Here is a 16,548-nt window from a genome sequence, read left to right on the forward strand (position 1 = left end):
TGACGACGCCGCCTTCGCCCCGCGAACGAGGCCCTAAGCTTCGCGTCCATGGTGATCCCCGACCTGCCGCCCGACGAAGACCAGCGCCTGGCCCGCCTGATTGCGCTGGCCGTCATGGACACCGAGCCCGAACCGCTGTTCGACCACCTGACCGCCCTGGCCGCGCAGATCTGCGGCACGCCCGTCGCCCTGCTCGGCCTGCTGGACGAGAGGCGCCAGTGGTTCAAGTCGGCGGTCGGCTTCGGCCGCAGCGAGACACCGCGTGCCCAGACCTTCTGCGCCCACACGCTGCTGGCGGACGGCTTGTTCGAGGTGGGCGATGCGCGCCTGGACGAGCGCTTTGTCGATCATCCCGACGTACTGGCCGACCCGCCGCTGCGCTTCTACGCCGGCATGCCCATCCGGCTCGACGATGGCAGCCACCCGGGCACGCTCTGCGTCGTGGACTTCAAGCCGCGCCAGCTGACCGACGCGCAACGCGAGGCGCTGATGCGCCTGGCCGATGCGGCTGCCGAGGCGCTGATGATGCGCGAGCGGGCGCTGGCGCGGGCCGATGTGGGCGACGCCGAACAGCCCTTCCGCGTGCTGGCGGAGACGGCGCCGCTAGGCGTCTTCCGCACCGACGCCGCGGGCCACTTCATCTTCACCAACGCCACCTGGCAGTGCATTTGCGGCCTGCCGGCGGGCGCCAGTCTGGGCGACGGCTGGACTGCGACGCTGGCGCCCGAGGACAGCGCCTCGGTGCTGGACCACTGGCGGCGCAGCGTCACGCAGCGACAGCCCTTCGAAATGCGCTACCGGCTCCACGCCGGCACAGGCCTGCGCCAGGTCTGGGCGCGCGCCCGGCCGCTGTTGATGCCGGACGGGGCCTTGAGCGGCTATGTCGGCATCGTCGAGGACGTGACCGACCGCATCACCGCCGAGCGCGAGCTGCGCGAAAGCAAGGCCTTGCTCGACCGCACCGGCCGTGTCGCCGGCATTGGCGGCTGGACGCTGGATCTGCAGACCGAAGCCCTGGTCTGGAGCGACCAGACCTGCCGCATCCATGACCTCGAACCGGGCTACCAGCCGACGCTGCAAGACGCCATCGGCTTCTACAAACCCGAGGCGCGCGACGTCATCGAGGCCGCCGTGCGCCGCGGCCTCAGCCATGGTGAGCCCTGGAGCCTTGAGCTGCCGCTCGTCACCGCCAAGGGCCGCGAGATCTGGGTGCTGGCCCAGGGCCAGGTCGACTGGCAGGACGGCGTGCCGGTACGGCTGGTGGGCGCCCTGCAGGACGTCACCGAGCATCACCGCGCGGCCGTCGAGCTGGAGCACAACCGCCAGCGGCTGCGCGCGCTCTACGAGTCCACGCCGGCGCTCATGCATTCGGTCGACACGGCGGGGCGGGTGCTCAGCGTGTCGGACCGCTGGCTGCAGCGCCTGGGCTACAAACGCCAGCAGGTCGTCGGCCGGGCGCTGGACGACTTCCTGACGCCGGAGTCCGCCCGACTGGTGCGCGAGGTCTACCGCCCGGCGATGTGGCGCGACGGCCATGTCAGCGACTGCCCCGTGCAGATGATCTGCGCCGACGGCACGCTGCGCGACGTGCTGGTGTCGGCGGTGTCCGAGTACAGCGCCTCGGGTCAGCCGCTGCGCGCGCTGGCACTGGTGGACGACATCACCGAGGCGCTCAAGCACCGCGCCGAACTGGCCCACGAGCAGCAGATGCGCCGCCAGACCGAGCGCCATGTGCAGGAGCTCGACCAGCTGCTGCGCGAACGCTCCGAGATGCTCGACGTGCTGGCGCACGAGGTGCGCCAACCCCTCAACAACGCCAGCGCCGCGCTGCAGAGCGCCGCCGCCAGCCTGGCCGGCCGCGGCGAGCGCCAGGCCCAGGAGCGGCTGACGCGCGCCCAGGCCGTGCTGGGCACCGTGCTGGCCGGCGTCGACAACACGCTGGCGGCGGCCAGCCTGCTGGCCGGCGGCGGGCGCATCGCGCGCGGCGACACCGACATCGACACGCTGATCGCGGTGACCATTGCCGACCTGCCGCGCGAGCAGCGTGATCGCGTCGTCGTGCACCGCCACACCGCCACGCGCACGGCGTTGATGGACATGAGCCTGTTGCGGCTGGCGCTGCGCAACCTGCTGTCCAACGCGTTGAAGTACGCGCCCGGCCTCAGCCCGGTGACCCTGCATGTGATGGACTTCGACGAGCCGGCGGCCCTGCAGTTCGAAGTGGCCGACGCCGGCCCCGGCATCCCGCGCGAGTTGCTGCCGCGGCTGTTCACGCGCGGCGCGCGCGGCAGTGGTGGCGCCCACGGCCTGGGCCTGTACATCGTGCGCCGGGTGATGGACATGCATGGCGGCAGCGCGGAGCTGCTGCGCACCGGACCGCTGGGAACCGTGATGCGTTTGACATTGCCGCAGGCCGGCTGAGCGGGCGTCGTAGGCGCCGCCGCCGGGCCGGCCTAGACTGGCTGGCCCTCCCGCACCCCCGATGCCCGACAACCCAACCCCTGCCTCGCCCGATTCCATCGCGGCGACATCTGCCGCGCCGCGCCGCCTGCCCGGCCTGCGCGGCCAGATCAGTCTGTGGATCGGCGGCCTGGCGCTGGCCATCCTGACCCTGGTCGGCGGCTATATGGGCAAGCTGGCCGCCGACGAGATTTACCACGCCCAACAAGCCGCGGTGCATGCCACGGCGGAGTCGGCGGCCGAGCTGCTGGCCACCCAGCTGCGCGACCGCGAGCGCGAGATCGAGTTGCTCAGCGTCGCGCCTTATCTCATTGACGGACCGCTGGATTCCGTCCAGGTCCGCGCGGTGCTGGACCGTCGCCAGGTGCTGCAGGACGAGTTCGCCTGGCTGGGCGTCACGGATGCAGACGGCGCGGTGCTCCAGGCCACCGGCGGCATGCTGGTGGGGCGCTCGGTGGCGCAGCGGGACTGGTTCATTGCGGCGCGCGAGCGCATCTATGTCGGCGACGTGCACGAGGCCAAGCTGCTGGCCACGATGCTGCCAGCCCTGCCCAATGGCGAACCGACCCGCTTCATCGACTTTGCCGCGCCCATCCGCGATGCCGAGGGCCGGCTGCGCGGCGTCATCGGCACGCATGCGCATTGGCGCTGGGTGACCGGCCTGGTCGAGGGCGTGGTGCGCCGCCAGAGCCCGGGCAGTGGCATCGATGCCCTCATCATCGACCGCCAGGGCCGCGTGCTCTACCCCGAGGCCTTGAAGCTGGCTCAGGCCGGCGGCGCCAGCGTGTTGCCGTTGCTGCCGAACGGCCGCTTCGAGGGCGAACTGCAGTTCGCGGGCAAGGCCTATCTGGTCAGCGAGGCCAAGCTGCAGGCACGCACCAATACGGCCTTAGGCTGGCGCATCGTGGCCCGCCAGCCGCTGGAGCAGGCCATGCGCCCGGTGCGCGAGCTGATGCGCGAGTTGGTGCTGCTGGGCCTGCTGGCGGCCGCCGCGCTGGCGCTGGCCGCCCTGCTGCTGGCGCGCCGCATCAGTCTTCCGGTCGAGCAACTCGCGCGCCTCGCCGTTCGGGTGGAACGAGAGCGCATCGTTCCCGATTTCCCCGAGCGGCCGGCCGCGCGCGAACTGTCCCGGCTCAGCCAGGCCATGCAGTCCATGGCGGGCTCTCTGCTCGACACCGAGCGGCAGCTGCAGAAGACCAATGCCACGCTGGAGGCGCAGGTCGAGCAGCGCACCGCCGAGCTGCAGGCCGCCAACGCTGCGCTGGAACACCTGGCCACGCGCGACCCGCTGACCGGCCTGCACAACCGCCGCAGCCTCGACACGCGCCTCATCGAGGCTTATGCGCTGGACCGCCGCTATGGCGCGGGCAGCGGCCGCGTCCACGGGCTGCTGTTGATCGACGTGGATCATTTCAAGCGCATCAACGACGAGTTTGGCCATCCGGCCGGCGACGAAGTGCTGCGCCAGTTGGCCGCGCTGCTGCAGGCCTCGGTGCGCGTCAACGACGTGGCGGCGCGCTTTGGTGGCGAGGAGTTCGCGGTGCTGCTGCCGGAGCTGGCCGGTCCGCTAGAGGCCGTCATGGCGGCCGAGAAGATCCGCATGGCGGTCGAGGCGGCGGTCTTTCCCGCCGTTGGCAAGTTGACGGTCAGCATCGGCGTCAGCCTGGCCTCGCTGGAGGACCTGGAACTGCGACCGCTGATCGCACGCACCGACGCGGCGCTCTATGAAGCCAAGCGCGGCGGCCGCAATGCGGTGGTGCTGAAGGAAGCCGATGCGCCGGTTTGAGCGCGCCCGGCGCGTTCAGATCAGTTGCAGCGGCGCGCGGAACACATAGCCAACGCGCGACTTGCTTTGCAGCGGCACCAGCGTCGGGGTGGCGCGCTCAATGCGGCGGCGCAGCCGGTAGATGGTGGCCGACAGGCCGTCGTCGGCCTCGCCCTCGGCCACCTCACGGCCCAGCTTGTTGAGCAGCGCCTCACGCGTGACGGGCTCGCCGCCGGCTTGGGCAAAGCATTCCAGCAACTGACGGTCGGCCTCGCTCAACTGGATGCGAGTGCCGTCGGGCACGACGAGTTCGCCGCTGGCGCGGTCCAGCTTCCAGACGGCGTCCGCCGCCGAGGGCTTGGCCACGCGGCGCTGCACGGCCGCGATGGCCAGGGCCACCTGTTCGAACTGCACCGGCTTGACGAGGTACATGTCGGCCCCGGCGGTGATGACCTCACGGAAGACCTCGGGGCCGAGGCGCCCCGAGACCACGACGACCCCCGCATCGGTGCGGCGGCGCAGGATCTTGATCAGCTCCACGCCGTTGACGCCGGGCAGCATCAGGTCGACCAGGTAGAAGTCGAAGGCGAAGGCGTCGGGCGCGGCCAGCAGCGCATTGCTGTCGTCAAAACGGCTGACCGAGATGCCCTGCTGCTCCTGCAGGAACTGCGTCAGGAATTCCGAATACTCGGCGTCGTCGTCGATCAGTGCGAGTGTCTTGGGTTGCATGGCAGCGAGGGAGGCTCAGGGCAGGCAGCCGCGCAGTTTGCCGCATGACTGACGCGTCAGCATGCGCTTGTTGGCAGGGGCCGCGTGGTTTGCTGCACGTTTTCGGTCATAAATGACTGACACTAGCCCTGCACCGTGAGAAATCAAAGCTGCCTGCGAGCGGCAAGAGGAGACCCACGATGGCCGAAGAAGCGCAAGACGAAGTTGCCGGCGACAGCTCCGACGAATTGACCTGGCTGCAGCCGGGCCAGCGGGCCACGCCCCCCGAGGCGCTGCGGCGCATCCAGGCGCTGTGTGCCGGCCGGCCGGACCTGTTCGCCGCGATGTTCCTCGTGCTGGCGACCCACCAGGAACTGCCACGCGACATGCTGGCCGCGGCGATCAAGCAGTTCCGCGCCGACCTTGACGCCTACAGCCGCGACGACGTCGTGAGCCTGCTCACGGCGATCTGGAATGGCGGCAAGAGCGGCTTCGACGCGGTGCTGCGCACGCGGGTCAATTCGCCGAAGAAGGGCGCGGGCGGGTTTTCTTGGGTCAAGGAATAGCGCCGGCCTGTCGGCTCAGCGCTTGAGGCCGAGCGCCGCCCAGCCTTCGTGGCCGAGCTTCTCCAGCGTGTCGAGATTGCCCTCGAAGATGGCCGCCGTGTCGGGCATCGACTCGACGGCGCGCGTGATGCTCTCCTCGCGCAGCAGGTGCAGCGTGGGGTAGGGCGCGCGGTTGCTGTAGTTGGCGATGTCGTCGGGCTCGCTGCCCTCGAACTGGTAGCCGGGGTGGAAGTCGGCGATCTGCAGCACGCCGTCGAGCTTCAACTCGTCGACGAGCGCGTCGGCGGCGTCGAGGAAGTCGTTGAAGTCCAGGAAGTCGGTCAGCACGCCGGGGTGGATGAGCAGCGTCGTGTCGACGTCTTCCGGGTCGGCGCGGTTGAGCGCCAGCAGCTCGCGCGCCAGGTCCTTCAGCAGCGCTTCGGGCTCGGTGGCGTCGCTGACGACATAGCGGATGCGCTCGTTGACATGCACGGCCTTGGCAAAGGGGCACAGGTTCAGGCCGATAACGGCCTTGACGACCCAGTCGCGGGTGTCCTGGATGACTTGATTGTGGTTCATGGGGTGAGGAAGGAAATGCAACCACAGAGGCACTGAGGCACAGAGAAATTCAATGGCTGTTCCTCCGTGCCTCTGTGCCTCTGTGGTTGCCTTTGAGTTTCAAGTGCGATTGAGCCAAGCCTCAGCCATGCGCACCCACATCGATCCGCCCAGCGGGATCAGCTCGTCGTTGAAGTCATAGCTCGGGTTGTGCAGCATGCAGGGCCCCATGCCGTGGCCGCCGACGCGATGGCTGCCGTCGCCGTTGCCGATGAGGAAGTAGCAGCCGGGCTTGTCGAGCAGGTAGTAGCTGAAGTCCTCGGCGCCCATGGTGGGCTCGAACTCCTGCACGTTGTCGGAACCGACCATGTCCGTCAGCACGCGGCGCACGAACTCGGTCTCGGCGGCATGGTTGATGGTCGGCGGGTAGTTGCGGCGGAACTCGAACTCGGCGCTGAGCTCGAAGGCCCCGGTCAGCTGCTCGGTCATCTCCTTCATGCGGCGCTCGAACAGGTCCAGCAGCTCCAGCGTGAAGGTGCGCACGGTGCCTTCCATGACAACCGAGTCGGGCACGACGTTGGTCGCCTCGCCCGCGTGGATCATGGTCACGGAGATCACGCCCGGGTCGATGGGGCGCTTGTTGCGTGACACGATGGTCTGGAAGGCCGTCACCAGCTGGCAGGCGGCCGGCACCGGGTCGATGCCCAGATGCGGCATCGCGGCGTGCGAGCCCTTGCCCCTGAGCGTGATCTTGAATTCGTTGCTGGACGCAAACACCGGGCCGCTCTTCAACGCGAACTGGCCGGCCTGCATGCCGGGCCAGTTGTGAGCGCCGAACATGGCCTCCATCGGGAACTTGTCGAACAGGCCGTCCTTGATCATTTCGCGCGCGCCGCCGCCGCCTTCCTCGGCGGGCTGGAAGACCAGGTAGACCGTGCCGTCAAAGTTACGGTGCTGCGACAGGTGCTTGGCCGCTGCCAGCAGCATCGCGGTGTGGCCGTCGTGCCCGCAGGCATGCATGCGGCCCTGGTAGGTACTGGCGTGCGGGAACTGGTTGCGCTCGGTCATCGGCAGCGCGTCGATGTCGGCGCGCAGGCCGACGGCGCGATCCGAGGTGCCGTTCTTGACGATGCCGACCACGCCGGTCTTGCCCAGGCCGCGGTGGACGGGGATGCCCCAGTCGGTCAGCGCCTTGGCGATGACGTCGGCGGTGCGCTCCTCGTGGAAGCAGAGTTCGGGATGCTTGTGCAGATCACGGCGGATGGCGGTGATGGCCGGCGCGTCGGCCAGGATGGATTCGATGAGCTTCATGACAGGTGACTTCAGGGCTCCGTAAGAGGCCGAGTTTAGGATTGCGGCCGTGAACTTGCGTCGCAACCTCCGCGGCTGGCTGTTTTGGCTGGCCCTGCTCCTGCCCATCGCCCAGGCGATGGCGGGCGCGCATGCCTTGTCGCACATCGGCGAAGGCGCGGATGAGGGCCTCTCCCAGCTCCTCCATTGCGACCTCTGCCTGACCGCCGCCAACCTTGGCGCCGGTGCGCCCGCCACCGAGCCAGCCGCCGTCCCGGCCAGCCCGGCTGTGCATGCGGCGCCGCTGCTGGCGCGTGGCAGCGCGCCGCGGGCGGTCAGCCTCGGCCTGCCGCCGGCCCGGGCACCCCCGACTTCCGTCTGAATTCCAAGCCCTTGCTGCGCCCGCCGCCCGGCGGTGCGCGGTCTTGCGTTTTCTGATTTCGGAAGTCCTCTCCCATGCGTTCCTTTGCCCTGGCGCCCCTCGCGGCCGCCTGCATCTCCCTGGCCGCCCAGGCCCAAACTTCGTCCGGTGCGGCCACCGAATCCCTCGACAAGGTCGTCGTCACCGGCAACCCGTTGAAGAGTCAGGTGCTGGCCCAGCCCAGCGATTCGCTGTCCGGCGACCAGCTCACCCTGACGCGCGCCGCCACCCTCGGCGACACGCTGCAAGGGCTGCCCGGCGTGGCCGCCACCAACTTCGGCCCCAATGCCAGCCGGCCGAGCATCCGCGGCCTGGACGGCGACCGGGTGCGCATCCTCAACAACTCGGGCGCGTCGGTCGATGCGTCCAATCTCAGCTTCGACCATGGCGTGGCCATCGACCCACTGGTCATCGACAAGGTCGAGGTGTTGCGCGGTGCCGCGGCGCTGCTGTATGGCGGCAACGCGGTGGGCGGCGTCGTCAACACGCTGGACAACCGCATCCCGCGCGTCTTCACCTCGGGCCTGAGCGGCGCGGCCGAGGTGCGCCTGGGTGGCGCCAGCAACGACAGGAGCGGCGCCGTCGTGCTGGATGGCGGCAGCGGCCAGGCCCATTCGGGCGTCGGCTGGCACGTCGACCTGGCCGGCCGCGATGCCGACGACCAGCGCGCGCCGCGCTTCGACATTGATGGCGAAAGCCGCAGCCGCGTGCGCAACTCCGCCGCGCAGAGCCACGGCGGCGCCATCGGCGGCTCGGTGTTCTTCCAGGGCGGCTTTGCCGGCGTGTCGCTGGACGACTTCCACACCGACTACGGCACCACGGCCGAGGCCGACGTGACGATCCGCATGCAGCGCCAGCGCGTCGCCACGGCCGGCGAATGGGCGACGGCCAGCGGGCCGCTGCGCCGCATCGGCTGGCAGGTCAGCCGCAACCGCTACGAGCACACCGAATTCGAGGGCGACGAGGTCGGCACCGTCTTCAAGAGCCGCGGCACGGACGGCCGGCTGGAGCTGGAGCATGCCGCTTTGTCGACACCTTTCGGGCCGCTGAAGGGCGTCGTCGGCGTGCAGACCGAGTCGCTGGACTTCTCGGCATTGGGCGAGGAGGCCTTCGTGCCGGGCACGCGCACGCGCAACACCGGTGTCTTCCTGCTGGAGCAGGCCAGGCTGGCGGGCGTGGACTGGACGGCCGGCGCGCGCAGCGAAAAGGTGACCGTCGAGTCGGACGGCGGTGAGCGCTTCGGCGCCGCGCAGTCGCGCCGCTTCAGGCCCTTGAGCCTGGCGGTCGGCGGCGTGCTGCCGCTGAACAACGCGTGGAGCCTGAGCGCCAACCTCAACCGCACCCAGCGGGCGCCGGCCTATTACGAGCTGTTCGCCAATGGCCTGCATGTGGCCAGCGCGGCCTTCGAGCGCGGCGACCCGAACCTGGGCATGGAGCGCTCCAAGGGCGCGGACGTCGGCCTGAAGTGGGAAGGCGAGCAAAGCCATGTGCACCTGAACGTCTACGAGACGCGCTTTGCCAACTACATCGCGCTGCAGGCCACCGGCGAAAGCGTGGAGGACGAAGGCGAGAGCCTGCCGGTCTACGCCTTCCAGGCCGTGCCGGCGCGGCTGCGTGGCGTGGAGCTGGAAGGCCGCTGGCAGGCCCACCCGGCCGTGGCGTTGCTGGGCCAGATCGATGCGGTGCGCGGCAACAACCGCAGCACCGGTGAACCGCTGCCGCGCCTGTCGCCGCTGCGGGCGATGCTGGGGTTGGAGGGCAAGTGGGGCGAGTGGTCGGGCAAGCTGGAATGGCGCGGCGCGGCCCGCCAGACCCGCGTCGCGCAGTTCGACACGCCCACACCCGGTTACGGCACCGTGCGCATGAGCCTGGCCCGCCAGCTGCGCTGGGGCCAGCTTGATGCGCTCTGGTATCTGAAGCTGGACAACCTCGGCAACAAGCTGGCCTACAACGCGACGGCGGTGCCGACAATTCGGGCGCTGGCACCGCAGCCGGGGCGCTCGGCCAGCACGGGTCTGCAAGTGCGCTTCTGAGCCGAACGGGCGTCTTGGCGTCGAGCCCCGGTATAAACCTGGTGCCTCGACGTCTTCGTGGCGGGCATCCTGCACCCAAGCAGTGCCCGCGCGCACCACAAGCCGCCGCCCACCCGGGCGCGAAACTTGCATCGCCGGGGCTGGGAACAGGAGCGACGATGCAGACGCCTTTCGACGAGATGAACGCCCCGGTTGCGCCTAGCCAATCGCAAAGCCAATCACAGACCCAGGGCGCAGCGCCGCCGGTCAGCAACAACACCAGCATCCGCGCCCACTACGAAGCCTATGCCCGCTGGCTGGCGGCGCAGCCCGAGTCGCTGATGCGCGAACGACGCGAGCAGGCGGAGCTGATCTTCCGCCGCGTGGGCATCACGTTTGCCGTCTATGGCGACAAGGACACGGGCGAGGGCACCGAGCGGGTGATTCCCTTCGACCTGATCCCGCGCGTCATCCCGGCCGCCGAATGGACGTCCATGCAGGCGGGCCTGGCCCAGCGGGTGACAGCGCTGAACCGCTTCATCCACGACGTCTATCACGACCAGGAAATCCTCAAGGCCGGCATCGTGCCGGCCGACGAGATCCTCAACAACGCCCAGTTCCGCAAGGAGATGATGGGCGTGGACGTCGCCGGCGGCGTCTACAGCCACATCGCTGGCGTCGACATCGTGCGCGCCGGCAATGCGGGCGGCGGCGGCGACTACTTCGTGCTGGAAGACAACCTGCGCGTGCCCAGCGGCGTGAGCTACATGCTCGAGAACCGCAAGATGATGATGCGGCTCTTCCCCGAGCTGTTCGTGCAGCACCGCATTGCGCCGGTGGCCCATTACCCCGACCTGCTGCTGGACACCCTGCGCAGCGTGGCGCCGTCGGGCGTGTCCGACCCCACCGTCGTGGTGCTGACGCCGGGCATGTACAACTCGGCCTACTTCGAGCACGCCTTCCTGGCGCAGCAGATGGGAGTGGAGCTGGTCGAGGGCCAGGACTTGTTCGTCGACGGCGGCTTTGTGTACATGCGCACCACGCGCGGCCCCAAGCGCGTCGACGTGATCTACCGACGCCTCGACGACGACTTCCTCGACCCGACGGTCTTCCGCGCTGACTCACAGCTCGGCTGCGCCGGTCTGGTGGATGCCTACAAGGCCGGCAAGGTGACCTTGTCCAACGCCATCGGCACCGGCATTGCGGACGACAAGTCCATCTATCCCTACGTGCCGAAGATGATCGAGTTCTATCTCGGCGAGAAACCCATCCTGCAGAACGTGCCGACCCATGTGTGCCGCGAGAAGGAGGGCCTGGCCTACACGCTGGCCCACCTGGGCGAGCTGGTGGTCAAGGAGGTGCATGGCGCGGGCGGCTACGGCATGCTGGTCGGCCCGGCAGCCACCCAGGCCGAGATCGAAGCCTTCCGCGCGCGCATCGTCGCCAACCCCGGCAACTACATCGCCCAGCCGACCTTGTCGCTGTCCACTTGCCCGACCTTCGTCGACAGCGGCATCGCGCCCCGTCACATTGATCTGCGACCCTTCGTGCTGTCGGGGTCCAGCGTGCGCATGGTGCCCGGTGGCTTGACGCGTGTTGCCTTGAAGGAGGGCTCGCTGGTCGTCAACAGCAGCCAGGGCGGCGGCACAAAAGACACCTGGGTTCTGGAAGACTGAGGGAGACAACAAGATGCTTTCAAGAACCGCTGACCACCTGTTCTGGCTGAGCCGCTATATCGAAAGGGCCGGTAAAGCGCGCAGCGCTTGTGGCGAAGCCAAAACACCGCAGAGCGCGGCAGCGCGTGCGGTGTTCTCGGCCAACGAATGGGAGTCGAAGCATGCTGTCTAGGACTGCTGACCATCTTTTTTGGCTCAGCCGCTACATTGAGCGGGCCGAGAACACCGCCCGGATGCTCGACATCGCCTACCAGACCTCGCTGCAGCCGCAGTCGGCCGAGGAGTCCGAGCAGTCCTGGCGCAGCCTCGTCTCCATCTCGGAGCTGAACAGCCTCTACGGCACCAAGTATTCCGAGATCAACGGCCGCAGCGTCATGGCCTTCATGGTGGCGGACGAGGACAACCTCTCGTCCATCTACAACTGCCTTCGCGCCGCCCGCGAGAACGCGCGCGCGGTGCGCGGCGCGCTGACGACCGAAGTCTGGGAGACCATGAACCAGACCTGGCTGGAGTTCCGCCGGCTGCTGCGCGATGGCGCCCTGGCGCGTGACCCCTCGCAGCTGTTCGAATGGGTCAAGTACCGCAGCCATCTGTCGCGCGGCGTGACGGTGGGCACCATGCTGCAGGACGAAGCCTTCCACTTCATCCGCATCGGCTCCTTCCTGGAGCGCGCCGACAACACCGCCCGGCTGATCGACGTCAAGTTCTACCGCCAGGACGGCAATGGCACGGAGCGCGACACGGCGCGCGACTTCTACTACTGGTCGGCCGTGCTGCGCTCGGTGTCGGGCTTCGAGATCTACCGCAAGGTCTACAGCAATGTCATCCAGCCCGACAAAGTGGCCGAGCTGCTCATCCTGCGCCCCGACATGCCGCGTTCGCTGTCGCACTGCGTGACCCGACTGCTGGCCAACCTCAAGCGCGTGGCCAACCCGCAGTCGAGCGAGACGCTGCGGCGTGTCGGCCGGCTGGAGGCCGAACTGGCCTTCGGCCGCATCGACGAGATCCTGACCAAGGGGTTGCACCCCTTCCTCGACGACTTCCTCGCCGAGGTGGCGGATCTCGGCGCCGGCATCAGCCGCGACTTTCTCGTTCCCTCGAACTGACCCACGGGCCACGCATGTCAATCCACGTCGCCCTCAAACACGTCACACGCTACAAGTACGACCGGCCGGTCAGCCTCGGCCCACAGGTCGTGCGCCTGCGGCCGGCGCCGCATTGCCGCACCCCCGTGCTCAGCTACTCGCTCACCATCGAGCCGGCGGGGCACTTCATCAACTGGCAGCAGGACCCCTTCGCCAACTACCTGGCGCGGCTGGTCTTCCCCGAGAAGACGACCGAGTTCACCGTCACGGTGGACCTGGTGGCGGAGATGTCGGTCTACAACCCGTTCGACTTCTTCCTCGAAGAGCACGCCCAGACCTTCCCCTTCACCTACGACGAGGTGCAGCAGATCGAGCTCGCGCCCTATCTGCAGGTCGAACCGCTGACGCCCTTGCTGGCGGCCTACCTGAAGGACGTCCCGCTCGACCGGCGCTCGACGAATGATTTCCTCGTCGAGCTCAACCAGAAGGTGCAGCGCAGCGTCTCCTACCTGATCCGCATGGAACCGGGTGTGCAGACGCCGGAGGAGACGCTGACCAAGGGCTCGGGCTCCTGCCGCGACTCCGGCTGGCTGCTGGTGCAGTTGCTGCGCCACCTCGGCCTGGCGGCGCGCTTCGTGTCGGGCTATCTGATCCAGCTCACACCTGACGAAAAGGCGCTCGACGGCCCGAGCGGTACCGAGGTCGATTTCACCGACCTGCACGCCTGGTGCGAGGTCTATCTGCCGGGCGCCGGCTGGATCGGCCTGGACCCGACCTCGGGCCTGCTGGCGGGCGAGGGCCATATCCCGCTGGCCGCCACGCCCACGCCCGGCAGCGCAGCGCCCATCAGCGGGGGCGTGGACGAGAGCGAGGTGGAGTTCGGCCACGAGATGAGCGTCACGCGCATCTACGAGTCGCCCCGCGTGACCCGTCCCTACACCGAGACCCAGTGGGCCGAGGTGCTCTCGCTGGGCGAGCAGGTCGACCGCGAGCTGGTGGCTGGCGATGTGCGCCTGACCATGGGCGGCGAGCCTACTTTCGTTGCCATCGACGACCGCGACGCCCCCGAATGGAACATCGATGCGCTGGGCCCGACCAAGCGCGTTTACGCCCAGCAGCTGACGCACAAGCTGCGCGACGAATATGGCCGCGGCGGTTTCCTGCATTTCGGCCAGGGCAAGTGGTATCCGGGCGAGCAACTGCCGCGCTGGGCGCTGTCCATCTACTGGCGGGCCGACGGCCAGCCTTGCTGGCGCAACCCCGACTGGTTTGCCGACGAGCGCGAGGCCCACGCCTACACCAGCACGCATGCCGAGCACTTCATGAACGTGCTGACGCGCCGCCTGGGACTGCCGGCGACGCATGTGCAGCCCGGCTACGAGGACACCTTCTACTACCTGTGGCGCGAGCGCCGCCTGCCGGTCAATGTTGATCCCTTCGATGCGCGCCTGGACGACGAGATGGAGCGCACCCGCCTGCGCCGCGTCTTCGACCAGGGCCTGTCCCACGTCGTCGGCTATGTGCTGCCGATCGCCCGCGCGGGCGAGGAAGGCACGCCGCTCGGCGGCCCGCGCTGGCTGACCAGTCCCTGGTACTTCCGCGACGAGCGCCTCTACCTGCATCCCGGTGACTCGCCGATGGGCTGGCGCCTGCCGCTCGACGCGCTGCCCTGGGTCAGCAAGGGCGACTACCCCTATCTGATCGAGCAGGACCCGTTTGCGCCGCGCGGCATGCTGCCCGCCGCGGCCACCTTGCGTGCCCAGGTGCAGGGCGTGACGTCGGCCGGACCGACGCCGGGCCTGCGCAGCGGCGTCAGCTCGGCGCCCGCAGGTGCCGGCGCTGCTGGCGCTGCTGTCGATGCGGCGGCCAGCGCGGCGGCCATGCCGGCTCGCTTCCAAAGCGCCGCCGAACTCGCGCGCACAGCGCTCTGCGTCGAGGCCCGCGACCCCCGACGGGCCAACGGTCCCTCGGCCGAAACCAAAGGCAAGGCCAGCGGCGTCCTGTACGTCTTCATGCCGCCGCTCGAAAAGGTCGAGCACTACCTGGAGCTGCTCGCCGCCGTGGAAGGCGCCTGCGAGGACACCGGCTACCCCATCGTGCTGGAGGGCTATCCGCCGCCGCGCGACCCGCGCCTGAAGCTGCTGCAGGTCACGCCCGACCCCGGCGTCATCGAGGTCAACATCCACCCGGCGCACAACTGGCGCGAGCTGGTGGCACACACCGAGTTCCTCTACGAAGCCGCGCGCGTCACGCGGCTGTCGAGCGAGAAGTTCATGATCGACGGCCGCCACACCGGCACCGGCGGCGGCAACCATTTCGTGCTCGGCGGCGCCACGCCGGCGGACTCGCCCTTCCTGCGCAGGCCTTCGTTGCTGGCCTCGTTGCTGGCCTACTGGCACAACCACCCCTCGCTGAGCTACCTGTTCAGCGGCCTCTTCATCGGTCCCACCAGCCAGGCGCCGCGAGTCGACGAAGCGCGCAACGACCAGCTGCGGGAACTGGAAATCGCGCTCGCCGAGATTCACAAGGCCGAGGCCAGCTACGGCAGCGCGATGCCGCCCTGGGTCGTCGACCGCACGTTGCGCAACGTCCTCGTCGATGTGACCGGCAACACCCACCGCAGCGAGTTCTGCATTGACAAGCTTTACTCGCCTGACTCCGCGACCGGCCGCCTCGGACTGCTGGAGCTGCGCGCCTTCGAGATGCCGCCGCACGCGCGCATGAGCATCGTGCAACAGCTGTTGCTGCGGGCGCTGGTCGCGCGCTTCTGGAAGCAGCCCTACCGCGCGCCGCTGGTGCGCTGGGGCACCGAGCTGCATGACCGCTGGCTGCTGCCGCATTTCATCCGCGACGACTTCAACGACGTCATGCAGGACATGCAGGACGCCGGCTATGCGCTGGACGCTGGCTGGTTCGCGCCGCATTTCGAGTTCCGCTTCCCGAAATACGGCGAGTTCGCCGCCCGCGGCGTGCACGTGACGCTGCGCAGCGCGCTGGAGCCCTGGCATGTGATGGGCGAGGAGGGCTCGGCCGGCGGCACCGTGCGCTATGTGGACGCGTCGATGGAGCGCATCGAGGTGCATGTCACGGGCCTCATCGACACCCGCCACCGTGTGACCGTCAACGGCGTGGCCCTGCCGCTGCAGCCCACCGGCCGTGTCGGCGAGTTCGTCGCCGGCGTGCGCTACCGCGCCTGGCTGCCGCCCTCGGCCCTGCACCCGACCATCGGCATCCACGCGCCGCTGACGGTCGACCTGGTGGACACCTGGCAGGCCAAGAGCCTGGGCGGCTGCCGCTACTCGGTCGCCCACCCGGGCGGGCGCAGCTACGAGACGCTGCCGGTCAATGCCTACGAGGCCGAAAGCCGGCGGCTGTCGCGCTTTGTGGCGATGGGGCACACGCCGGGCAAGGTCGAGGCGGCCGAGCCGCAGCGGAGCCTGGAGTTCCCGTTCACCTTGGACCTGCGCAAGCTGGGTTGACCGGCTTCAGGCAAACTCGCGACATGCCCATCGATCTCGCCGAACTCCGCAAGCTGTCGGTCGCCGAGCGCATCCAGCTCGCGGAGGATCTGTGGGACAGCATCGCCCTTGACGCCTCGGCGCTGCCCGGCTTGACGCAAGCCCAAAGCCAGGAGATCCAAAGGCGGCTGCGCGCTCACGATGCCGATCCCTCGACCGCCGTGCCCTGGGAAGAGGTGCGTGTTGAGCTGATGGCAGGGCCGAGACCGCGCTGAACGATGCGCGTTCTCTTCCGGCCTGAGGCGCGGATCGAGCTGCTTGACGCTCAGCACTGGTACGAGGCCCGCGCGTTGGGCTTGGGGCTGGAGTTTGCCCGCGCCTTCGAGGCGGCGCTGCAATCCGCCTGTCGACATCCGGCCGGCTTTGCCGAAGTGGAGCCAGGCTGCCGTCGCGTCGTGTTGAGGCGCTTCCCGTATTCGCTCTACTACCGCATGACCGGCGAAGAATTGCTCGTTACGGCGGTCTTCCACCACCGGCGCCCGCCGTCTGCACGGCAAGGGCGCGGCTGAC

General features: G+C 68.9%; 14 protein-coding genes. 11 read left to right on the forward strand and 3 right to left on the reverse strand.

Going from position 1 to position 16,548, the window contains the following annotated elements; all coding sequences use genetic code 11:
* Positions 1-48 precede the first annotated feature (48 nt).
* Both ASC81_RS02455 and ASC81_RS02460 read left to right on the forward strand, forming a co-directional pair.
* On the forward strand, positions 49-2,421 hold the full coding sequence (locus ASC81_RS02455) for a PAS domain S-box protein (protein ID WP_056262263.1): 2,373 nt from the start codon (positions 49-51) through the stop codon (positions 2,419-2,421).
* A gap of 61 nt (positions 2,422-2,482) precedes the next feature.
* Positions 2,483-4,246, forward strand: coding sequence for a sensor domain-containing diguanylate cyclase (locus ASC81_RS02460; protein WP_082536200.1), 1,764 nt, complete (start codon positions 2,483-2,485; stop codon positions 4,244-4,246).
* 15 nt (positions 4,247-4,261) lie between these two features.
* Here ASC81_RS02460 and ASC81_RS02465 read toward each other — a convergent pair whose 3' ends face one another.
* A complete protein-coding gene (locus ASC81_RS02465; protein WP_056262264.1) occupies positions 4,262-4,954 on the reverse strand; it encodes a response regulator transcription factor in 693 nt (230 codons plus the stop codon).
* 179 nt (positions 4,955-5,133) lie between these two features.
* Here ASC81_RS02465 and ASC81_RS02470 point away from each other — a divergent pair, with 179 nt between their 5' ends.
* Positions 5,134-5,499, forward strand: a complete 366-nt coding sequence (locus tag ASC81_RS02470) for a hypothetical protein (protein ID WP_056262266.1) — start codon at positions 5,134-5,136, stop codon at positions 5,497-5,499.
* Positions 5,500-5,514: 15 nt separating this feature from the next.
* Here the strand turns inward: ASC81_RS02470 and ASC81_RS02475 are convergent, their stop codons facing one another.
* Both ASC81_RS02475 and ASC81_RS02480 read right to left on the reverse strand, forming a co-directional pair.
* Positions 5,515-6,057 (reverse strand): DUF1415 domain-containing protein, encoded by a 543-nt coding sequence (locus ASC81_RS02475; protein ID WP_056262268.1) that lies wholly within the window; start codon positions 6,055-6,057, stop codon positions 5,515-5,517.
* Positions 6,058-6,156: 99 nt separating this feature from the next.
* The gene (locus ASC81_RS02480) at positions 6,157-7,347 is read right to left on the reverse strand and encodes a M20 aminoacylase family protein (protein ID WP_056262272.1); all 1,191 of its coding nucleotides are present in this window, start codon (positions 7,345-7,347) and stop codon (positions 6,157-6,159) included.
* Between the two features lie 49 nt (positions 7,348-7,396).
* Between ASC81_RS02480 and ASC81_RS02485 the strand changes: the two genes are divergently transcribed.
* The 8 genes from ASC81_RS02485 to ASC81_RS02515 all read left to right on the forward strand — a co-directional run bounded on the left by ASC81_RS02485 (position 7,397) and on the right by ASC81_RS02515 (position 16,547).
* Positions 7,397-7,708 (forward strand): hypothetical protein, encoded by a 312-nt coding sequence (locus ASC81_RS02485; protein ID WP_056262275.1) that lies wholly within the window; start codon positions 7,397-7,399, stop codon positions 7,706-7,708.
* 74 nt (positions 7,709-7,782) lie between these two features.
* Positions 7,783-9,780, forward strand: coding sequence for a TonB-dependent receptor (locus ASC81_RS02490; RefSeq protein WP_056262276.1), 1,998 nt, complete (start codon positions 7,783-7,785; stop codon positions 9,778-9,780).
* A gap of 158 nt (positions 9,781-9,938) precedes the next feature.
* The gene (locus ASC81_RS02495) at positions 9,939-11,435 is read left to right on the forward strand and encodes a circularly permuted type 2 ATP-grasp protein (RefSeq protein ID WP_082536201.1); all 1,497 of its coding nucleotides are present in this window, start codon (positions 9,939-9,941) and stop codon (positions 11,433-11,435) included.
* A 13-nt stretch (positions 11,436-11,448) separates the two neighbouring features.
* Complete coding sequence (locus tag ASC81_RS26390) at positions 11,449-11,607, forward strand: alpha-E domain-containing protein (RefSeq protein WP_082536202.1); 159 nt, start codon at positions 11,449-11,451, stop codon at positions 11,605-11,607.
* Positions 11,597-12,541 (forward strand): alpha-E domain-containing protein, encoded by a 945-nt coding sequence (locus tag ASC81_RS02500; protein ID WP_056262279.1) that lies wholly within the window; start codon positions 11,597-11,599, stop codon positions 12,539-12,541. Before ASC81_RS26390 ends, ASC81_RS02500 begins: the two co-directional genes overlap by 11 nt.
* 14 nt (positions 12,542-12,555) lie before the next feature.
* On the forward strand, positions 12,556-15,999 hold the full coding sequence (locus ASC81_RS02505) for a DUF2126 domain-containing protein (RefSeq protein WP_056262282.1): 3,444 nt from the start codon (positions 12,556-12,558) through the stop codon (positions 15,997-15,999).
* A 23-nt stretch (positions 16,000-16,022) separates the two neighbouring features.
* A complete protein-coding gene (locus ASC81_RS02510) occupies positions 16,023-16,253 on the forward strand; it encodes an addiction module protein (RefSeq protein ID WP_056262284.1) in 231 nt (76 codons plus the stop codon).
* A gap of 3 nt (positions 16,254-16,256) precedes the next feature.
* Positions 16,257-16,547 (forward strand): type II toxin-antitoxin system RelE/ParE family toxin, encoded by a 291-nt coding sequence (locus ASC81_RS02515; RefSeq protein WP_056262288.1) that lies wholly within the window; start codon positions 16,257-16,259, stop codon positions 16,545-16,547.
* Position 16,548: the final 1 nt, after the last annotated feature.

It is taken from the genome of Pelomonas sp. Root405, from assembly GCF_001425165.1.
In the GTDB taxonomy this organism is placed as follows: domain Bacteria; phylum Pseudomonadota; class Gammaproteobacteria; order Burkholderiales; family Burkholderiaceae_C; genus Pelomonas.

What these genes read in the sequence shown, in the direction of transcription:
- ASC81_RS02480 (WP_056262272.1), bottom strand. Translation starts at nt 7,347, where the DNA reads ATGAAGCTCATCGAATCCATCCTGGCCGACGCGCCGGCCATCACCGCC.
- ASC81_RS02505 (WP_056262282.1), top strand. Translation starts at nt 12,556, where the DNA reads ATGTCAATCCACGTCGCCCTCAAACACGTCACACGCTACAAGTACGAC.
- ASC81_RS26390 (WP_082536202.1), top strand. Translation starts at nt 11,449, where the DNA reads ATGCTTTCAAGAACCGCTGACCACCTGTTCTGGCTGAGCCGCTATATC.
- ASC81_RS02465 (WP_056262264.1), bottom strand. Translation starts at nt 4,954, where the DNA reads ATGCAACCCAAGACACTCGCACTGATCGACGACGACGCCGAGTATTCG.
- ASC81_RS02490 (WP_056262276.1), top strand. Translation starts at nt 7,783, where the DNA reads ATGCGTTCCTTTGCCCTGGCGCCCCTCGCGGCCGCCTGCATCTCCCTG.
- ASC81_RS02515 (WP_056262288.1), top strand. Translation starts at nt 16,257, where the DNA reads ATGCGCGTTCTCTTCCGGCCTGAGGCGCGGATCGAGCTGCTTGACGCT.
- ASC81_RS02470 (WP_056262266.1), top strand. Translation starts at nt 5,134, where the DNA reads ATGGCCGAAGAAGCGCAAGACGAAGTTGCCGGCGACAGCTCCGACGAA.
- ASC81_RS02500 (WP_056262279.1), top strand. Translation starts at nt 11,597, where the DNA reads ATGCTGTCTAGGACTGCTGACCATCTTTTTTGGCTCAGCCGCTACATT.
- ASC81_RS02460 (WP_082536200.1), top strand. Translation starts at nt 2,483, where the DNA reads ATGCCCGACAACCCAACCCCTGCCTCGCCCGATTCCATCGCGGCGACA.
- ASC81_RS02475 (WP_056262268.1), bottom strand. Translation starts at nt 6,057, where the DNA reads ATGAACCACAATCAAGTCATCCAGGACACCCGCGACTGGGTCGTCAAG.
- ASC81_RS02455 (WP_056262263.1), top strand. Translation starts at nt 49, where the DNA reads ATGGTGATCCCCGACCTGCCGCCCGACGAAGACCAGCGCCTGGCCCGC.
- ASC81_RS02495 (WP_082536201.1), top strand. Translation starts at nt 9,939, where the DNA reads ATGCAGACGCCTTTCGACGAGATGAACGCCCCGGTTGCGCCTAGCCAA.
- ASC81_RS02510 (WP_056262284.1), top strand. Translation starts at nt 16,023, where the DNA reads ATGCCCATCGATCTCGCCGAACTCCGCAAGCTGTCGGTCGCCGAGCGC.